The following is a 19,109-nucleotide window of genomic DNA, read 5'->3' as shown; positions in this document are numbered from 1 at the left end:
TTTGAGGTGCCGGATGGCCTTCTACGAAAGTGATAATACGCGGTTACGCAATGCTAATGACACTTTTGATGTAGGCTGCCGACCCAGCTCTTCGCTGATCATCCAGCCAGCTTTAGCCAGTAGCTCTAAGTCGATCCCCGTTTCTATTCCTAACCCTTGGCATAAATACAGTACATCCTCCGTTGCGACATTTCCTGATGCGCCATGAGCGTATGGGCATCCACCCAGCCCAGCTACACTACTGTCGATGGTATTGATGCCCATACTCAATGCCTGATAAATGTTGGTGAGAGCTTGTCCCCATGTGTCGTGGAAATGGACAGCAAGCTGGGGAAGAGGTGCAACCAACATGACGGCTTCCAGCATAGCAGCGATACGGTTTGGCGTGCCTGTACCGATTGTGTCGCCTAGAGACACCTCATAACACCCTAAATCGATGAGTGATTTTACCACGCTCGCCACTTGTTTAGGGGCTGTCGGGCCATCGTAAGGGCAGTCGGCAACGCAGGATAGATAGCCACGAACAGGGATGCCGTGTTTGGTGGCTAATCGCATTACAGGTTCGAAGCGAGTTAGGCTTTCTGCAATCGAGCAATTGATATTGTGTTGGCAGAATCCTTCTGATGATGAAGTGAAAATCGCGACCTGATTGGCACCAGCCTCCAAGGCTTGTTCGAAGCCTTTTAGGTTTGGTGTCAGGGCTGAATAAGTAACATGATTTCGCCTTGTTATTGCTTTCATGACCTCTGTTGAGTCCGCCATTTGTGGCACCCATTTGGGCGAAACAAAAGAGCCCGCCTCAATATGCGTTAACCCAGTATCAGAGAGTAAGTTGATCAGCCGGATTTTAGTCTGGGTCGCAACAGGAGGTTCATTTTGCAACCCATCTCTAGGACCTACTTCGACAATCTTTACTTTGGAAGGTAGCATTACTTGTCCTGTGACTTGGTGACCCAACTTGGGCTACGTTTTTCAAGAAACGCTTGCAGCCCATCTTGACCTTGGGGTGATACTCTAATGTCCGCAATGAGCTTGCTAGTATAGTGAATCAGTTGTTGATCGATGGGGTTTTGATGACATTGATGGCAGAGCGTTTTCGCTTTACGCATCGCATCTGGGCTATTCAGTAGCAACGTCTTGATTACGCTATCGACCGCATTTTCAAGCTGTTTGGCTTCTTTCACTTCGTGCACAATACCAAACCGTTCGGCATCTTCGGCTGAAATGACTTCACCACTTAAGATATAGCGTCTAGCTTGTCTATTCCCCATCGCGCGCATGACGTAAGGCGCAATGGTCGCTGGAACTAAACCAAGCTTAACTTCACTTAAGCAAAAGTTGGCACTTTGGCTTGCGATGGCGATATCACTACAACAAATCAACCCTAAAGCACCACCATAAGCGGAACCTTGAACAACTGCGATGGTGGGTTGAGGGAACGAATCTAATGTTTCCATGAGTCTTGCCAAGTTTTGGGCATCAACGAAGTTATCTTGCCTCGTGCTGTCGGCCATCGACTGCATCCAATTCAAATCGGCCCCGGATGAAAAGTGCTTGCCGTTACTTCTTAATACCAAGCACCGCACATCCGTTCGTAAAGCGAGATAATCTAGGCGGTGGATCAGCAAGTCGATCGTACAAGCGTCAAAAGCATTGTGTTTAGCTGTTCTGTTTAGGGTAATGGTCGCTACGCCATTATCATCGACATGCCAAAGAACATCATCTTGCCTTTGGGCGTTGGGAATAATGCTTGGTTGCATTTCCTGCATACTAACTTCCTTAATTCATCTTTGGATGTTTACATTCTGAAGACGCCAAACTCGCTATCAGGAATGGGGGCATTTAATGCTGCCATTAACGCTTGACTCAACACCTGACGCGTTTTTTTAGGGTCAATAATTCCGTCATCCCATAGCCGAGCACTCGCAAAATAGGGATGTCCTTGTGTTTCATACAAGCCTATGATCGATTCTCTAAAAATGTGCTCTTCTTGCTCTGACCACTCTTCCCCCTGACGTTCCTTCGCGTCTTTTCGAACTTGTGTTAAAACGCCTGCTGCTTGTTCTCCGCCCATAACAGAAATACGCGCGTTCGGCCACATCCACATCATGGTTGGATCATACGCTCGGCCGCACATGCCGTAATTACCAGCGCCGTACGATCCACCGATGATCACGGTAAACTTCGGCACGTCAGCACAAGCGACTGCCATCACTAGCTTGGCGCCATGTTTTGCGATGCCTTCTTCTTCAACCTTTTTTCCGACCATAAAGCCGGTAATGTTTTGGAGAAAGAGAAGCGGTGTTTTCCGTTTGGCGCACAGCTCAATAAAGTGCGCGCCTTTTTGTGCCGATTCAGAAAACAAGATACCGTTGTTTGCCACAATACCAATCAAGTGTCCTTGAATACGAGCGAAGCCACACACTAGCGTTCTGCCGTACAAGGCTTTGAATTCGTCGAAATCAGAATCATCGACGATGCGGGCAATAATTTCTCGAACGTCGAATGACAGTCGTAAGTTGGCATTCACAATTCCGTAGATTTCTTCTGCGTCGTAGCGGGGAGGAAGCACGGTGTTTTCTGGCTTAACAGGTCTTGTTCTATTGGCATTGGCAATGGCTTCTCTCGCAAGCATTAGGGCATGTTCATCATTTTCAGCGTAATAATCTGCGACACCAGATTTTCGACAATGCACGTCTGCACCGCCGAGCTCTTCACCCGTCACGACTTCGCCAGTGGCCGCTTTCACCAAAGGTGGCCCCGCCAAAAAAATGGTGCCTTGCTCTTTAACCATAATGGACACATCCGCCATGGCAGGAACGTACGCGCCCCCAGCAGTGCAAAGCCCCATCACAACAGCAACTTGGGGGATGCCTTTCGCCGACATTCTCGCTTGGTTAAAGAAAATGCGACCAAAGTGTTCTTTATCGGGGAAGACGTCGGACTGATGAGGGAGATTTGCGCCACCGGAGTCCACCAAGTACACGCAGGGGAGTTGGCAACGTTGGGCAATCTCTTGCGCTCTAAGGTGTTTTTTTACCGTGAGTGGGTAGTAGGTTCCGCCTTTTACCGAAGCATCGTTGGCGATGACCATGCATTGAATCCCCTCTATGATACCAATGCCGGCGATAACGCCAGCGCAGGGGATCGCTTCGTCATACACTTGCCAGGCGGCAAACTGGCTGATTTCAAGAAAGTCAGTGTTGTCATCAAGCAAGCGCGCGATGCGTTCTCGTGCGGGGAGTTTTCCTTTTTGCCTCTGGTGCTGAATGGCTTTTTCACCGCCGCCCTGTTTGATGGTCTCGATGTGTTGATTAAGTTGAGTGACCAACGTTTCCATCGCAGCTTTATTGGAAAGAAATAACTCGTCAGTTGGCTTAGTTTTACTTTTGATAATGGCCATAATGACTTCCTTGTCGTATGTTCCGTTAGCGAGATTCTTCGAACAACTCTCGGCCTATTAACATGCGGCGAATCTCTGAGGTACCCGCGCCGATTTCATAAAGCTTTGCATCACGTAGCAAACGACCAGCAGGGTATTCATTGATGTAGCCATTCCCACCGAGCAGTTGTATTGCATCGAGTGCCATTTGTGTGGCGAGTTCTGCACTGTACAAAATCGCGCCAGCGGCGTCTTTGCGTGTTGCGTTACCTCGATCACAAGACGCTGCGACGGTATATACATACGCTTTTGCTGCACTCATTCGAGAGTACATATCGGCGATCTTGCCCTGAACTAACTGAAACTCGCCAATGGATTTTCCAAACTGCTCTCGTTCATGTACGTACGGGACCACAATGTCCATGCAAGCTTGCATTATCCCGAGTGGTCCGGCAGCGAGGACGACGCGCTCGTAATCCAGCCCACTCATTAACACCTCGACGCCTTGATTCAACTCGCCAAGAATATTCTCTTTTGGCACTACGCAATGGTTAAATACAAGTTCGCAAGTATTCGAGCCTCTCATGCCTAGTTTGTCCAGCTTTTGAGCATGAGTGAAACCTGCGAAGTTACGTTCAATAATGAATGCGGTAATGCCACGTGAACCTGCGCTGACATCCGTTTTAGCGTAAAGCACCACTACGTCAGCATCGGGCCCGTTTGTTATCCACATTTTGTTGCCATTCAGTACAAAATGGTCGCCCTTGTTCTCCGCTTTCAGTTGCATGCTTATCACGTCTGAACCAGCATTGGGCTCACTCATCGCTAGGGCGCCAACGTGCGTACCATCAATGAGTTTGGGAAGGTATTTTTCGCGCTGAGAAGGCGTGCCGTTACGAAAGATTTGGTTGACGCACAGGTTAGAATGAGCGCCGTAGCTTAAAGCGACAGACGCAGAGGCACGGCTAATCTCTTCCATGGCAACAACATGAGCGAGGTATCCCATGCCTGCACCACCAAGCTCTTCATCGACGGTCACACCAAGCAACCCCATTTCTCCCAACAAAGGCCATAAATGATTCGGGAACTGGTTATCGCGGTCTATCTCAGCGGCGATGGGCGCAATGTGTTCCGTAGCAAAGGCATTAACGTGTTCTCGGAGCATATCGATGGTATCACCAAGTCCGAAATTGAGTGGGGTATAGGTGCTTTTCATAACGTCTCCCGGTATCAGAGGTAAGGTGGAAAAGCCGGTAGCGGTGTTGCTAATTGAGTATAGCGTTTATGTCTGCTTGCTTTTGAGTGTTTGAATACAACGCTCCTTAGCGGCATTCAACTCAGCCATAACGACGCTGATGTCGTTGAGTTGTTGTTGTAGGACGGCTTGTTTCTCTTCAATGATATTGAGCATTTTCAATAACTGTCCTTCGGTTTGTTGCATGTCGTAGAGCTCGAAAAGTTCACGAATTTCTGCCAGCGAAAAACCGAGCCGTTTCCCTCTTAAAATCAGTTTGAGGCGAATTCTATCCCTGCGTTGATAAACGCGCATATTGCCTTTTCGCTCTGGTTCAATCAGACCCACGTCTTCATAAAACCGGATACTGCGAGTAGTAATATCAAACTCCTTGGCGAGGTCACTGATCTTGTATTTTTCCATAACATACTTACCTCGAATAAAAATCCAGTTTCTGGAAATCGAACCTTAAATGGGAAGGCCGAACATCAACTTTGAAATATAAACGTCTGCTTGGTGTGTTTTTTCATCTCATTGTAAAGGCTAGTGCTATGCTTACGTAAACGTCAAGAAATCGCGGAATGAAAGTTTGTTAGTGAAAAAGGCGATAAAGGCTGGTGTGGCGCTTGGTGAGTAATTCTATGTAGGGTGTCATCAGTCTGCCAAGTGTTCACATGTACCTTAAGGGAATGCGAATCATGGGAAAAGACATCTGGATTGTCAGCGCGAAAAGAACGCCAATTGGGCGCTTTCAAGGCAAGTTGCAAACTTACTCTGCTCCTCAATTAGGCGCACTGGCGATCAAGGCGGCAATGCACGAAGTGAATGTGACTTCGGTGGATGAAGTGTTCATGGGATGTGTGCTTCCAGCAGGGTGTGGACAAGCTCCTGCGAGGCAAGCATCTATGGGGGCAGATCTTCCTTTGGGTGTAGGGTGCACCACCATTAACAAAGTGTGTGGCTCTGGCATGAAGAGCGTCATGTTAGCGCACGATCTCATTAAAGCTGGAACGATTCGCTCTGCCATTGCTGGTGGTATGGAAAGTATGACCAATGCGCCGTATCTGCTGAGGGAGGCGAGAAAGGGAATGCGTATGGGGCACCAGTCTGCGTATGACCACATGTTTCTCGATGGGCTACAAGATGCTTACGAAGGGCACTTAATGGGTGTTTATGCTCAGCAAGTCGCTGACAGGCTTAAGTTCACCAGAGAGCAAATGGATGAATGGGCCGTGATGTCGGCAAAACGTGCGTTGGAAGCTCAAGAGCGAGGCTTGTTTGCCGATGAACTTTCGCCGGTTTCACTCAATACCAAGTCAGAACAAGCGGTGCTGAACTACGATGAGCACCCTCGCTCGATTGACCTTGGTAAAATTCCTCAACTCAAACCTGCATTCGATGAAAAAGGTACGGTGACCGCTGCTAATTCGAGTGCCATTTCAGATGGCGCAGCGGCTCTTGTGCTTATGGATGAAGACACTGCGCGTCATCAGGGGCTTAAACCACTTGCGATCATCAAGGCGCACTCTACACATGCCAGAAAACCTGCAGAATTTACTTTGGCACCCGTCTACGCAATTGAGCAACTGCTGTTCCAGCTAGATTGGTCAATTTATGAAGTGGACCTGTGGGAAATCAATGAAGCCTTTGCCGTCGTGACACAAATAGCGGTGGCGGAACTTGGACTAGATACGAGCAAAGTAAATATTAAAGGTGGAGCCTGTGCGCTTGGGCATCCGATAGGGGCTAGTGGCGCACGAATTCTGGTGACATTGATTCACAGTTTGCGTCAGCTACAAGCGTTAGGCACCAATGGTGATCTCGAAGCCAAAAAAGTGATGCGGGGTGTTGCGTCACTTTGTATCGGTGGTGGAGAAGCCACGGCGATAGGCATTGAAATACCGCTTTAATTGAAATCAGAAAGGAGTAAATGATGACTCGTTTGGTTCCCTTGTTTATTGGTGGCGAGTTTCGTGAATCTCAAACATCGGATTGGGTTGAGGTAACCAATCCCGCCACTAATGATGTCATTGCGTACGTTCCATGTTCCACAGAGCACGAGATGGAAGCCGCCATTGATAATGCGAAAGAGACATTCCAATCTTGGAAGGAAGTGGCAGTATCCGAGCGTGCCAGAGTCATGCTTCGCTATCAGCACTTGCTCAAAGAACATCATGATGAGCTTGCCACACTGCTTTCTCATGAGACGGGTAAGATTTTAGCGGATGCCAAAGGCGATGTGTGGCGTGGTATCGAGGTGGTTGAGCAGGCGGCAAACATTGCTAGCAACATGATGGGAGAAACCGTCGAAAACGTTGCCACGGATATTGATAGTTACTCAATGATTCAGCCCTTAGGTGTGTGTTGTGGGATCACGCCGTTTAACTTTCCTGCCATGATTCCGTTGTGGATGTTCCCAATCGCCATCGCTGCGGGCAATACGTTTGTGCTCAAACCCTCCGAACAAGTGCCATTGACCTCTATTCGTTTAGCCGAACTATTTGAGCAAGCCGGCGCGCCAAAAGGGGTGTTGCAGATCGTTCATGGCCGCAAAGAGCAAGTCGACTTTCTGCTGGCTCATCCTGATATTCGAGCGGTGTCATTTGTTGGCTCGGTTCCTGTTGCCCGTTATATCTACACTACGGGTACGAAACACTTTAAACGCGTTCAAGCTTTTGCTGGTGCTAAAAATCACATGGTGATCATGCCTGATGCGAACAAGGAACAAGTGGTGAATAACTTAGTGGGGTCCTCCGTTGGGGCGGCGGGGCAGCGTTGTATGGCAATTTCTGTTGCGGTATTTGTCGGCGATTCAAAACAATGGATTACAGACCTTAAACAGGCAATGGCGAAAGTACACCCAGGGCCTTGGGACGATGAGCAAGCTGCTTATGGCCCACTGATCAGTGAGCAAGCCAAACAACGCGTATTGGACCTAATCGAAGATGGCAAACAACAAGGCGCAGTGTGTGAACTGGATGGCAGTCAGTGTGAAGTGGAAGGCTTTCCCGATGGAAACTGGATTGGCCCAACCTTGTTTAGCGGTGTAACAGCGAATATGTCGATTTACACGCAAGAGATATTTGGCCCTGTTTTAGTTTGTATGGAAGTCGAAACGTTGCAAGAGGCCATTGAGTTGGTGAATCGCAACCCATACGGGAACGGCACTTCCATTTTTACGGCTAATGGCGCTGCTGCGAGAAAATATCAGCATGACATTCAAGTCGGTCAGGTTGGGATCAATGTGCCTATTCCAGTCCCTTTACCATTTTTCTCCTTTACTGGTTGGAGAGGCAGTTTCTATGGTGATTTACATGCGTATGGTAAACAAGCGGTACGTTTTTATACCGAGACCAAAACGGTGACGGCGCGTTGGTTTGATGACGATATTCCAACGGGGCTCAATCTGACCATCCAACTGCGCTGAGTGAATAGAAGGAGCTTTTATGGACTTTGAACTTAATGAAGATCAACGTGCATTTGCCGATACCGCTCAGCAATTTGCCGATGAGTGTTTAGCACCGATGGCGGCGGAGTGGGATGAAAAGCAGATCTTCCCCAAAGACGTATTGAGAGAGGCGGGGGAACTGGGGTTTCTCAGTCTCTACACTCCAGAAGCGCAAGGTGGCCTAGGGCTGAGTCGCTTGGATGCTTCAATTATCTTTGAACAACTGGCCATGGGATGTACGTCCACTACGGCGTTTATGACGATTCACAACATGGTCAGTTGGATGATAGCCAGTTTTGCTACCGATGAAGCCAAAACGCAGTTCTGTCCGAAATTAGTTACGGGGGAGTGGTTAGGCTCCTATTGCTTAACCGAGCCTAATGCGGGATCGGATGCCGCTTCGTTGACCACAACCGCGAGCAAAAAAGGTGATACTTACGTGCTGAATGGCGGCAAAACCTTTATCTCTGGCGCAGGAGAGACAGATGTTTTGGTCGTGATGGCGAGAACTGGAGAAGCGGGTGCCAAAGGCGTGTCCGCATTTGTTGTCCCTGCTCACGCTGATGGTATCAGCTATGGGCGCAAAGAACCCAAAATGGGTTGGAACAGCCAGCCAACACGAGCGGTTACTTTTGAAAATGTCGTTATTCCAGCTAGCCATTTACTGGGCGAAGAAGGGCAAGGTTTTGTCTTTGCGATGAAAGGGCTTGATGGAGGGCGTATAAATATTGCGACCTGTTCCGTCGGTACGGCTCAACAGGCCCTTGAACAGGCGACACAGTATATTCAGGAGCGTAAGCAGTTCGGCAAGTCGCTTGCGCAGTTTCAAGCCTTACAATTCAAATTAGCAGACATGGCGACAGAGCTAGTGGCTGCTCGGCAGTTAGTGCGCTATGCCGCCAGCAAGCTCGACCGAAATGACCCAGATGCCACGGCTTATTGCGCGATGGCAAAACGGTTCGCAACCGATGTGGGCTTTCAGGTTTGCGACCAAGCGCTGCAGCTTTATGGCGGCTATGGTTACATCAAAGAGTATCCAATGGAGCGTCATTTCAGAGATGTGCGTGTGCATCAAATTCTGGAGGGAACGAACGAAATCATGCGCTTGATCATCGCGCGCCGTTTGCTCTCTGAGGAATCGGCCTTGCTGTAGCGAAGTATTGGATTTGCTCATTGAGAAAGGATTCAGATATGCCATTAACCCAAGAAGCCATTCAACATACGATCACTAATCACGTTGCGGTGGTGACGATGAACAACCCGCCAGCCAATACGTGGACATCAGAGAGCCTCAAGGTACTGAAGTCGCTGATACTCACACTTAACAATGATAAGCAGGTCTACGCACTGGTTTTAACCGGCAGTGGAGAAAAGTTTTTCTCTGCTGGTGCGGATCTCAAGTTGTTTTCTGACGGTGACAAAGCGGTTGCGTTAGACATGGCGCGATGCTTTGGTGAAGCGTTTGAAACGCTCTCGGAATTCCGTGGTGTTTCCATTGCCGCTATTAATGGTTACGCCATGGGTGGAGGTTTAGAAGTGGCATTAGCTTGTGATATTCGAGTCGTTGAAGAGCAAGCGGTACTTGCTTTACCTGAAGCCAAAGTCGGACTTAAGCCCTGCGCTGGCGGTACCCAAAACCTCACAGCGTTAGTAGGGGAAGGCTGGGCAAAGCGTATCATTTTATGTGGAGAGCAAGTCAGCGCTGACAAAGCAAAAGAACTAGGCTTGGCTGAGGAGTTGGTCTCCAAAGGCGAAGCTTTAAGTAAAGCGATGGAGCTTGCTGAATCTGTTTCGAACCAGTCGCCATCTTCTGTCGCCGCATGTAAGGCGCTCATTCAAAATATGCGCTCTGCGCCACTTAAGCACGGCTTAATGAAAGAGCGAGAGTTGTTTCTGAATCTTTTTGATACGGAAGATCAAGTTGAGGGTGTTCGCGCCTTTTTAGAAAAACGCCCACCGCAATGGAAAAACCGATAGGAGGCCACATGGCAGGGATGGTAGCCATTAGTGAAATAGAGTGCTTCGATGGCGTGCACCGCATTGGTATCGCAACGTTAGACAACACCGCTTCATTGAATGCATTAACGTATGACATGTTAGTCCAACTTAACGATCAGCTTATCAAGTGGCAAGACGATCCGCATGTGACTTGTGTGGTACTCACTGGCGCTGGAGAAAAAGCATTCTGTGCTGGTGGCGATGTTCGAGCTATGTATCACGTCATGCATAACGAGAGTAAAGAAAAAATCGTAGAGTTCTGTACGGACTATTTCTCGTTGGAGTATGAGTGTGACTATCTCATCCACACTTACAACAAACCCATTATCGGTTGGGGAGAAGGTATTGTCATGGGCGGTGGGATGGGGCTTTTTATGGGAACCAGCCATAAAGTTGTGACAACAACATCACGCCTTGCTATGCCAGAAATCAATATTGGACTGTATCCCGATGTGGGAGGTACGTGGTTTTTAAGCCAGATAGATCCGCAAGTGGGTTTATTCCTCGGATTGACAGGTTCCATGGTGAATTCAAGTGACGCTGTCACTATTGATTTGGCCGATTGGTTACTGTTGGAAGAGCAGTATCCCACCTTACTGGATGAGCTAAAGCGGCTCCGGTGGGGCAAAGAAGATGCGAAAGAGTTGGTAACTGCGCTACTACAATTAATGGAAGAACAGGTTATTGATAGCAAACCAACCACGCAAATTGGTCCATACTTAGATCAGATAGAGGAAGCGTGCAAAGGCTTTGATCTTAATGCGATAGCACAGCGAATCATGGCTATCGACGGGAATAGCCAGTGGATAGAAAACGCGAAACAAACGTTCGCATCGGGCAGTCCGATCACCGCGCATATTTGCTTTAGACAAGTGAAAGAGTACCAGAGCTTACCGCTTGCAGATTGCTTCCGTTTAGAGTTGAGTTTGTCGGTTCGCAGTGCCTTATTAGGTGAGTTTAAAGAGGGCGTCCGTTCTCGGCTCATTGACCGGGATGGCGAGCCGAGCTGGATATTTAACAGTGTCAGTGAAGTCGATGAAGATGTTATCGATACTTTGTTTACCTCGCTTTGGTCAGATAACGAGCATCCGCTTGCTAATTTGGGTGAACAAACACTAGGTCAATAAGGAGAATGATCATGAGTACCATCGCATTTATCGGTTTAGGAAGAATGGGGCATCCGATGGCGCAAAACTTACTCGCGTCTGGATTTAACGTGCAAGTATTCGATGTCGATAGCGAAGCCGCAAAGCAACTAGTACCTTTTGGTGCGGTGGTGGCGAGCTCTATTGAGGAAGTCGTGGATGGTGCTAGCACAGTCATCACGATGCTACCAGCAGGGTCTCATGTTCGTTCCGTGTATCTTGGTGACTTACATGGTGGCGTAGGTGTCCTCAATCTTGTCTCGCCAAGTACCTTGATGATTGATTGTTCAACCATTGATCCGGACTCTGCGCGATTAGTCGCCAATGAAGCGGCAAATAAACGCGTGTTGTTTGTCGACGCGCCCGTTTCGGGGGGCGTTGCTGGCGCTAAAGCGGCGACATTAACCTTTATTGTTGGTGGTTCGGATCAAGCGTTTTCTAAAGCCAATGCCATTTTGCAGTATATGGGAAAAAATGTTTTCCATGCTGGCAAAGCAGGCGATGGTCAAATGGCGAAAATCTGTAACAACCTTATGCTCGGCATTTTAATGTCTGGTACGTGCGAGGCATTAAACCTAGGTATCGATCATGGACTCGATCCAAAAGTGCTATCAAACATCATGCTGCAAAGCTCTGGCCGAAATTGGGCATTGGAGCTTTACAATCCTTGCCCAGGCGTGATGGACAGTGCGCCAGCCAGTCACGATTACCAACCGGGCTTTATGAGCAAACTCATGCTGAAAGATCTCGGCTTGGGGTTAGATGCGGCGTTACAAACACATTCTTCGGTTCCGATGGGGTCGTTAGCGCGCAACTTATATTCTTTCCACAACGCGAGCGGCCACGGCGAACTCGATTTCTCAAGCTTATTTGAGTTATACAAGAGTAAGAAAGGCTAGACCGAGTTTTGTGACAAACCAGCCCGAGATGGTGACGTAAAACGCGCATCATTTCGGCCAACTTAGACTGGTTGAGATAGAGAACATTACGAGTTATGGAGTGCACCAATATGGACATAAAAAGTAGTGTTATTGCCATTACAGGAGCAGGGCAGGGGCTTGGGCAAATGATGGCCATTACCCTTGCTCAAGCTGGCGCTGATTTAGCGTTGTTGGATGTAAACGCCAGTGGCTTAATGGAAACACAAGAGCAGTGTCGAATGCTGAGTGCGAAAGCGTTGACATATCAAGTGGATGTTACCAACGAAATCGACGTTGAAACCACGTTTGAAGCGATTATCCAAGATTTTGGTCAACTCAATGGGTTAGTCAATAACGCTGGCGTATTAAGAGATGGGTTACTTGTAAAAGCAAAAGATGGAGTGATCAGTAAGATGTCTTTGGAGCAATTCAATTTGGTCATGAACGTTAACGTGACAGGAACATTTTTGTGTGGGCGTGAAGCTGCCGTCAAGATGATTGAGAGTGGCTCCCAAGGCGTTATCATCAATATTTCTAGTGTTGCGAGAGCAGGGAATATCGGACAAACCAATTATTCTGCATCTAAAGCGGCGGTCGCGACCATGGCGACAACATGGGCCCGTGAGCTCGCAAGATACGGTATTCGTGCGGCGGCGGTTGCACCAGGTGTAGTTCATACCGCGATGGCAGAGCAAATGAAACCCGAAGCCATAGAGCGATTAGAAAAGATGATCCCAGTTGGCAGGATGGGCGAAACAAGCGAAATCGCGCATGCAGTAAAATACATTATTGAGAGTGATTACTTTACTGGCAGGGTTTTAGAAGTGGATGGCGGCATTCGTATGTAAGTGATCACTGAAATAAGGCTCTGATAGACCTGAATAATAAGTCTCTTTCCATTTCAACATTTTCTATGTTGTGGAGTGCTAATTCTGCGCAACCCAAATGTATTTACAACTTATGTTTGGATTTACCTTGAGAATGATTTCTCACAATCCAATAAAGAGATGTAAATACCACTCAAATATTAAGTGAAATCATTAATTTGATTCTTATCACACTTTTGGTTTTTTAGTTTCCGCTTCTGATTAAGGCTATCTGCGTAAATGAAGTTGATAGTCAGTCTCATCAATTTTAAGTTTCAACTATTTGTTTTTAAATAATTAATTGTTGAAGCACGAGAAATTCGTGTTGAGGTTAATATTCGATTTAAAGTGTGTAACTTCCATTAATGGAAGGTTAGTTTCCAGTTGTGGCTAATGAGCTTTAACTTTTTACTCCTCATAATGCGCCAAATGTAACATAGTGTTTCAAAGTGTAACAATAAACTCACACTAAGAGTGTGGTTTTGATCTCCACTCAATTCCGTTTTGTTTCGCTCTGAGCCCGACGTTACTCATGCTCAACACATAAACATTCTAATGACTATAACAACTGGTTCTTGGCTTGATACCAATCGTATCGTAGCAAATAACGGTTCATTCTAGCTGGTTAAATGCTTGATGACGAAGTTGAAAAATTGTAAGTAGAATAACTACTTATCGAAGTTTTTTCTTGTTCTCATACATTACCTCTGCGCTATTTGTGAGCTCTTATTTACTTTGATTGGCATCTGTTTTGAAACCAGACAACCATCGAGAAAGTTAATGGAAGCCTCAAGATATAAACGCATCTTGTCGAGGGGAAGTTTGGCGTCCGTCATACTTATGCTCTCAGGATGTAATTCAGCTTTACTTGACCCCAAAGGTGCCATTGGTGTGCAGGAAAAAGAGCTAATTATTACTGCTCTTTTGCTGATGTTGATCGTTGTAATCCCTGTGATTTTAATGACGATTTACTTCGCTTACCGATACCGCGCCTCTAACACTGAAGAAGAGTACGCACCCGAGTGGTCACACTCGACCAAAATCGAAGTGGTGGTATGGACAATTCCAATCATCATCATTGCGATTCTTGCGACGATCACATGGCGTTCTACTCATGAACTAGAGCCATCCAAACCTTTGGAAAGTGATGTTAAACCAATGACCATCGAAGTGGTGTCACTCGATTGGAAATGGTTGTTCATCTATCCAGAAGAAAACATTGCGACGGTGAACTATGTGGCGTTCCCGAAAGACGTGCCAGTGCAGTTCAAACTGACTTCGGACAACATCATGAACGCGTTTTTCATCCCTCGCTTAGGTACACAGATCTACGCGATGCCAGGAATGGTAACCAAGCTCAACCTGATAGCGAACCACGAAGGTGACTATAAGGGTTTTGCATCGAACTACAGCGGCGAAGGCTTTTCGCAAATGAAGTTCACAGCTTCAGCAATGTCTGATCGTGCTGCGTTCCTAAATTGGGTGCAGAAAGTGAAGGCGAGCCCTGATCGTATTGAAGATTGGGAGCAATACAGCTCACTGGCAGCGCCAAGTATCGCAGAGCCAGTCACTTTGTTCTCTAGCGTTCCTCCGTTCTTGTTCACCGACGTTGTGACTCAGCATCCTGGTTCAATGAACTGTTTGCCTGAAAACCAAGGATAATCGTAATGTTTGGAAGATTAACTCTTGATTCAGTTCCATTCCACGAACCTATTATCGTCATCACCCTAGCGGTTGTGGCGCTGGTTGGTTTAGCCGTAGTTTACGCGGTGACCAAAGCCGGAAAGTGGCAATATTTGTGGAATGAATGGTTTACTTCAGTAGACCATAAAAAACTTGGCTTCATGTACATCGCAGTAGCGATGGTGATGCTTGTTCGTGGTTTTGCTGACGCAGTCATGATGCGTAGTCAGCAACTCCTTTCTTCTGCGGGTGAAGCAGGTTACTTGCCACCGCATCACTACGATCAAATTTTTACTGCCCACGGCGTGATCATGATCTTTTTTGTAGCGATGCCATTGGTCATTGGTTTGATGAACATCATCGTGCCATTGCAGATTGGTGCACGTGACGTGGCTTTCCCGTATCTGAATAACTTGAGCTTCTGGCTGTTTGTTGTTGGTGTCATCCTAACAAACATGTCTCTCGGCTTAGGTGAATTTGGTCGTACAGGTTGGCTAGCGTATCCGCCGCTTTCAGGTATTGAGGCAAGCCCAGGAGTCGGGGTCGACTATTGGATTTGGGCGCTGCAGATATCAGGTGTTGGTACGACGTTAACAGGCGTGAACTTCTTTGCGACCATTTTGCGTATGCGTACACCGTCTATGCCAATGATGAAGATGCCAGTTTTCACTTGGGCGTCTCTGTGTGCAAACATTTTGATCATCATTTCATTCCCAATCCTAACGGTGACTATCGCTCTGCTTACGCTGGATAGATACCTAGGCATGCACTTCTTTACCAATGATCTTGGCGGCAACGTAATGATGTACGTCAACCTGATTTGGGCTTGGGGTCACCCAGAAGTGTACATTTTGATCTTGCCAATTTTTGGTGTGTTCTCAGAAGTCACCGCAACCTTCTCACGTAAAAAGTTGTTCGGTTACACATCGCTAGTTTGGGCTACCGTAGTTATCACGATTCTTGCCTTTGTTGTTTGGCTACACCACTTCTTTACGATGGGGTCTGGCGCGAACGTAAATGCCTTCTTCGGTATTGCCACGATGATCATTTCTATCCCAACAGGGGTGAAGATCTTCAACTGGCTATTCACCATGTACAAAGGCCGCATCCGCTTTACGACGCCAATGATGTGGACGGTGGGTTTCCTGATCACCTTTACTGTTGGTGGTATGACGGGCGTACTAATGGCTGTTCCGGGTGCAGATTTCGTTCTGCATAACTCAGTATTCCTTATCGCTCACTTCCACAACGTTATCATCGGTGGTGTGGTGTTTGGATGTTTCGCTGCGATCACTTACTGGTTCCCGAAAGCGACCGGTTTCACCATGAATGAAACTTGGGGCAAACGTGCGTTCTATCTTTGGATTATTGGTTTCTTAATGGCGTTCCTACCGCTTTATGCGCTGGGCTTTATGGGGATGACTCGTCGTTTAAGCCAAGACATCAACCCAGAATACTTCCCACTGTTGTCGATTGCCGCAGCAGGTACGGTTGTGATTGCGCTGGGCGTATTGTCTCAGTTCATCCAAATTTACGTGAGTATCCGTGACCGCGAGCAAAATCGTGATTTAACTGGTGACCCGTGGGGTGGACGTACTCTTGAGTGGGCAACATCGTCTCCACCGCCGTTCTACAACTTTGCGCACCTACCAAAAGGTGATGTGCTGGATGCCTTCTGGTACCAGAAACAAAGTGGCGAGTTCGATCCAACTAAAGAAGTGGAATACGAACGTATTCATATGCCAAAAAACACGGCAACAGGCATCTACGTGTCGGCTTGGTCGCTCCTATTTGGCTTCGGCATGATTTGGTACATCTGGTGGCTAGCGGCGGCAAGTTTGGTCGGTATTATCGTGACGTGTATTCAGCATAGCTATAACGATGATGTGGATTACTACGTGGAAGTTGAAGAGATCAAAGCAATTGAGGCCGAACGTCGAGCTCAGCTTGAAGAAGCGAAGAAAAACTCAGTGAAAGACAGCGAAAGTAAAGATGATCTGGAGGTGACGTATGCAAACTAATATCGCAGCACATCACGACCATGATCACCACCATGACACGAATGGCAACAAGCTATTTGGCTTCTGGGTTTACCTGATGAGTGACTGTGTACTGTTTGCGACCTTGTTCGCGACATACGCTGTGCTGTCGAGCAATTCAATTGCGGGCCCAACAGGTAAAGACATTTTTGAACTCCCATTCGTGTTTGTCGAAACCATGCTGCTTCTGTTTAGCAGTATCACATTTGGTTTTGGCATTATCGCGATGAAGCGCAACAACGTTGCTGGTCTCAAACGTTGGATGTTAGTCACGTTCGCGCTTGGTCTTGGCTTTATCTGTATGGAGGTCTATGAGTTCCATCACCTGATTGAAGAAGGCTATGGGCCACAAACAAGTGCATTCCTATCGGCATTCTTTACGTTGGTTGGTACGCACGGCCTGCACGTAACCTTTGGTCTGATTTGGTTAGCGGTAGCGTATCATCAACTGTCGACGAAAGGTCTGAACGACAATATGGCAATGCGCTTTAACTGCTTAAGCCTATTCTGGCACTTTCTAGATATCGTTTGGATTTGTGTCTTTACCATCGTTTACTTACTGGGGGTAATGTAATGGATCAACATGTAGAAACCAGTTCGTCAGATTACGTGAAAGGCTTTATTGCCTCACTGATTCTGACGGTAATTCCGTTCTACTTTGTTTGGACGAAATCATTACCAGATACAACGACCTATGCGATTCTATTTGGATGTGCATTAGTGCAGATATTTGTTCACTTTAAATACTTCTTGCACATGGAAACAAAAACATCCGACGGACGTTGGAACCTTGTATCACTGATGTTTACCGCCATTGTTGTACTTATCCTTATCGCTGGCTCGGTATGGATCATCTACAACATGAACGTCAACATGAAGTTGTAGGTCAAGGTATGCTGAAAAGTTATTTGTCTATCACTAAACCGGGCATTATTTTCGGCAACCTGATTTCTGTTGCGGCGGGGTTCTTCCTCGCCGCAAAAACAGAACCAGCCAGTCTAATGCTGTTCGTTACGACGTTAGTTGGTGTTGGGTTAGTCATCGCTTCAGGTTGTGTGGTGAATAATATTTTCGATCGTGATATCGACCAGAAGATGGCACGTACACGAAATCGTGAAACAGTGAAAGGCAACATCAATATCGATATTGCGTTTGTTTATGCACTTGCTTTATTGCTGGTAGGAACCGCACTGTTATTTATCCGAGTGAACCCACTATCCGCTGTCGTCGTGTTGCTTGGCTACGTGTATTACGTGTTCTTTTACACGATGTGGTACAAACGTAACTCGGTGTATGGAACCTTAGTGGGAAGTATCTCAGGCGCAGTTCCGCCATTGGTGGGTTACTTAGCGGTAACAAACTTCATTAGCTTGGAAGCGATTTTACTCTTTACCATGTTCTGTCTCTGGCAAATGCCGCACTCGTATGCCATTGCCATGTTCCGCATGCAAGACTACCGAGAAGCCGGGATTCCCGTATTGCCACTTAAAGAAGGCATTCATAAAGCGCATCGACACATGAAAGCGTATGTCGTAGCGTTTGGAGCAGTATCGTTGGGGTTATTTTTACTAGGTGAAGCAGGGTATGAATACTTAGCAGTTGCAGCGGTTGTTTGCTTTATGTGGACGAAAGTGACCTTTCGCAGCATTGATGACAACAACTACATCGCTTGGTCAAAGTCGGTGTTTAAAGTCTCACTGCTAGTGGTGATGGGGATTAGTGGTGTGCTTGGCGTCGAGTTGATTCCTCTAGCTCTGTAACAACCAAACCTAAGCGTTTGCTAAGCGCCAATATCTTTTGCTGCTGAATGCATGAATGACCTTACCTAGAAGTAAGGTCATTTAACTTTCTATTGTCCTTTATTTTCCCTGTTTTTCCTGTTCCTCCTCTAGCTTCACTATCACGTATTCATATCTAAAAGCAAAAACAACCAGTGTGTAAAACATAGTAGATCGCGCGTTTCCGCTGACTCGTAATAATGTCAAGAGATAGCGACGATTAAGCTAAAAAGTATAAACAGCGCAATAACTCTACTTACCATATGAGAATTCAATATCGATAGTTTGTAATGTAAACATTTGGGGGGAGTGCTAGTTCCCATAGCAGCATACAAACTAACAATGTGAATGTTTGAGTTGAATCACCAGCTAGCGAAATACAAAAGTTTTACGACTGAAAGTAGGTGAGGAAGCATCTTAGCTCCAGTGAAATGAACACGATTAAGAATCATCTTTTTACATAATCTAAAAACTCACTAAACATTAACCCAGATTAAAGTTTTGTCGTCTCCGAGGCATTAAGGTGCGCCTGTAGTTTGCAGGTCTCAAGGATTCAGAGAAGGAACAGCCATACATCGTGTATCGCTGTTCCTTTTTCGTTCTTGTTTACTTGCGA

17 protein-coding genes are annotated in these 19,109 nt (G+C 46.9%); 12 read left to right on the top strand and 5 right to left on the bottom strand.

Features of this window, described 5'->3' with window-relative positions:
- Positions 1-21 precede the first annotated feature (21 nt).
- The 5 genes from R8269_RS04485 to R8269_RS04465 all read right to left on the bottom strand — a co-directional run bounded on the left by R8269_RS04485 (position 22) and on the right by R8269_RS04465 (position 5,039).
- A complete protein-coding gene (locus tag R8269_RS04485; protein ID WP_042521094.1) occupies positions 22-930 on the bottom strand; it encodes a hydroxymethylglutaryl-CoA lyase in 909 nt (302 codons plus the stop codon).
- Complete coding sequence (locus R8269_RS04480) at positions 930-1,769, bottom strand: enoyl-CoA hydratase-related protein (RefSeq protein WP_042521092.1); 840 nt, start codon at positions 1,767-1,769, stop codon at positions 930-932. Before R8269_RS04480 ends, R8269_RS04485 begins: the two co-directional genes overlap by 1 nt.
- A gap of 29 nt (positions 1,770-1,798) precedes the next feature.
- Positions 1,799-3,403 carry a carboxyl transferase domain-containing protein gene (locus R8269_RS04475; RefSeq protein WP_025767660.1) on the bottom strand — a complete coding sequence of 535 codons (1,605 nt, stop codon included), beginning with the start codon at positions 3,401-3,403 and terminating at the stop codon, positions 1,799-1,801.
- A 25-nt stretch (positions 3,404-3,428) separates the two neighbouring features.
- Positions 3,429-4,598 carry an isovaleryl-CoA dehydrogenase gene (locus R8269_RS04470; protein WP_169628816.1) on the bottom strand — a complete coding sequence of 390 codons (1,170 nt, stop codon included), beginning with the start codon at positions 4,596-4,598 and terminating at the stop codon, positions 3,429-3,431.
- 66 nt (positions 4,599-4,664) lie between these two features.
- Entirely contained in the window at positions 4,665-5,039 is a 375-nt protein-coding gene (locus R8269_RS04465) for a MerR family transcriptional regulator (protein WP_017821195.1), read from the bottom strand.
- Positions 5,040-5,314: 275 nt separating this feature from the next.
- Between R8269_RS04465 and R8269_RS04460 the strand changes: the two genes are divergently transcribed.
- The 12 genes from R8269_RS04460 (at position 5,315) to cyoE (ending at position 18,475) form a co-directional block, all read left to right on the top strand.
- Complete coding sequence (locus R8269_RS04460) at positions 5,315-6,526, top strand: acetyl-CoA C-acyltransferase (RefSeq protein WP_025767662.1); 1,212 nt, start codon at positions 5,315-5,317, stop codon at positions 6,524-6,526.
- A 23-nt stretch (positions 6,527-6,549) separates the two neighbouring features.
- Positions 6,550-8,043 carry a CoA-acylating methylmalonate-semialdehyde dehydrogenase gene (locus R8269_RS04455; protein WP_318222466.1) on the top strand — a complete coding sequence of 498 codons (1,494 nt, stop codon included), beginning with the start codon at positions 6,550-6,552 and terminating at the stop codon, positions 8,041-8,043.
- A 19-nt stretch (positions 8,044-8,062) separates the two neighbouring features.
- The gene (locus R8269_RS04450; protein ID WP_169628815.1) at positions 8,063-9,217 is read left to right on the top strand and encodes an acyl-CoA dehydrogenase family protein; all 1,155 of its coding nucleotides are present in this window, start codon (positions 8,063-8,065) and stop codon (positions 9,215-9,217) included.
- A gap of 38 nt (positions 9,218-9,255) precedes the next feature.
- Positions 9,256-10,041 (top strand): enoyl-CoA hydratase, encoded by a 786-nt coding sequence (locus R8269_RS04445; RefSeq protein WP_318222465.1) that lies wholly within the window; start codon positions 9,256-9,258, stop codon positions 10,039-10,041.
- A gap of 8 nt (positions 10,042-10,049) precedes the next feature.
- The gene (locus R8269_RS04440) at positions 10,050-11,189 is read left to right on the top strand and encodes an enoyl-CoA hydratase/isomerase family protein (RefSeq protein WP_169628813.1); all 1,140 of its coding nucleotides are present in this window, start codon (positions 10,050-10,052) and stop codon (positions 11,187-11,189) included.
- Positions 11,190-11,200: 11 nt separating this feature from the next.
- Positions 11,201-12,106, top strand: a complete 906-nt coding sequence (gene mmsB, locus R8269_RS04435) for a 3-hydroxyisobutyrate dehydrogenase (protein WP_005375775.1) — start codon at positions 11,201-11,203, stop codon at positions 12,104-12,106.
- A gap of 110 nt (positions 12,107-12,216) precedes the next feature.
- Complete coding sequence (locus R8269_RS04430; protein WP_169628812.1) at positions 12,217-12,975, top strand: SDR family oxidoreductase; 759 nt, start codon at positions 12,217-12,219, stop codon at positions 12,973-12,975.
- A gap of 798 nt (positions 12,976-13,773) precedes the next feature.
- A complete protein-coding gene (gene cyoA / locus R8269_RS04425; protein ID WP_005388604.1) occupies positions 13,774-14,655 on the top strand; it encodes a ubiquinol oxidase subunit II in 882 nt (293 codons plus the stop codon).
- A 5-nt stretch (positions 14,656-14,660) separates the two neighbouring features.
- Positions 14,661-16,697 (top strand): cytochrome o ubiquinol oxidase subunit I, encoded by a 2,037-nt coding sequence (gene cyoB / locus R8269_RS04420; RefSeq protein WP_005375781.1) that lies wholly within the window; start codon positions 14,661-14,663, stop codon positions 16,695-16,697.
- A complete protein-coding gene (cyoC, locus tag R8269_RS04415) occupies positions 16,687-17,289 on the top strand; it encodes a cytochrome o ubiquinol oxidase subunit III (protein WP_005375782.1) in 603 nt (200 codons plus the stop codon). The genes cyoB and cyoC overlap by 11 nt, the downstream gene beginning before the upstream one ends.
- Positions 17,289-17,600 (top strand): cytochrome o ubiquinol oxidase subunit IV, encoded by a 312-nt coding sequence (cyoD, locus tag R8269_RS04410; protein ID WP_005375783.1) that lies wholly within the window; start codon positions 17,289-17,291, stop codon positions 17,598-17,600. The genes cyoC and cyoD overlap by 1 nt, the downstream gene beginning before the upstream one ends.
- Positions 17,561-18,475: a heme o synthase gene (gene cyoE, locus R8269_RS04405; protein ID WP_165401665.1), complete on the top strand. Its 915-nt coding sequence runs from the start codon at positions 17,561-17,563 to the stop codon at positions 18,473-18,475. Before cyoD ends, cyoE begins: the two co-directional genes overlap by 40 nt.
- The last annotated feature ends 634 nt before the right edge of the window (positions 18,476-19,109 follow it).

The organism is Vibrio sp. Vb0667, assembly GCF_033391095.1.
This window is presented reverse-complemented; position numbering and strand designations above follow the sequence as displayed.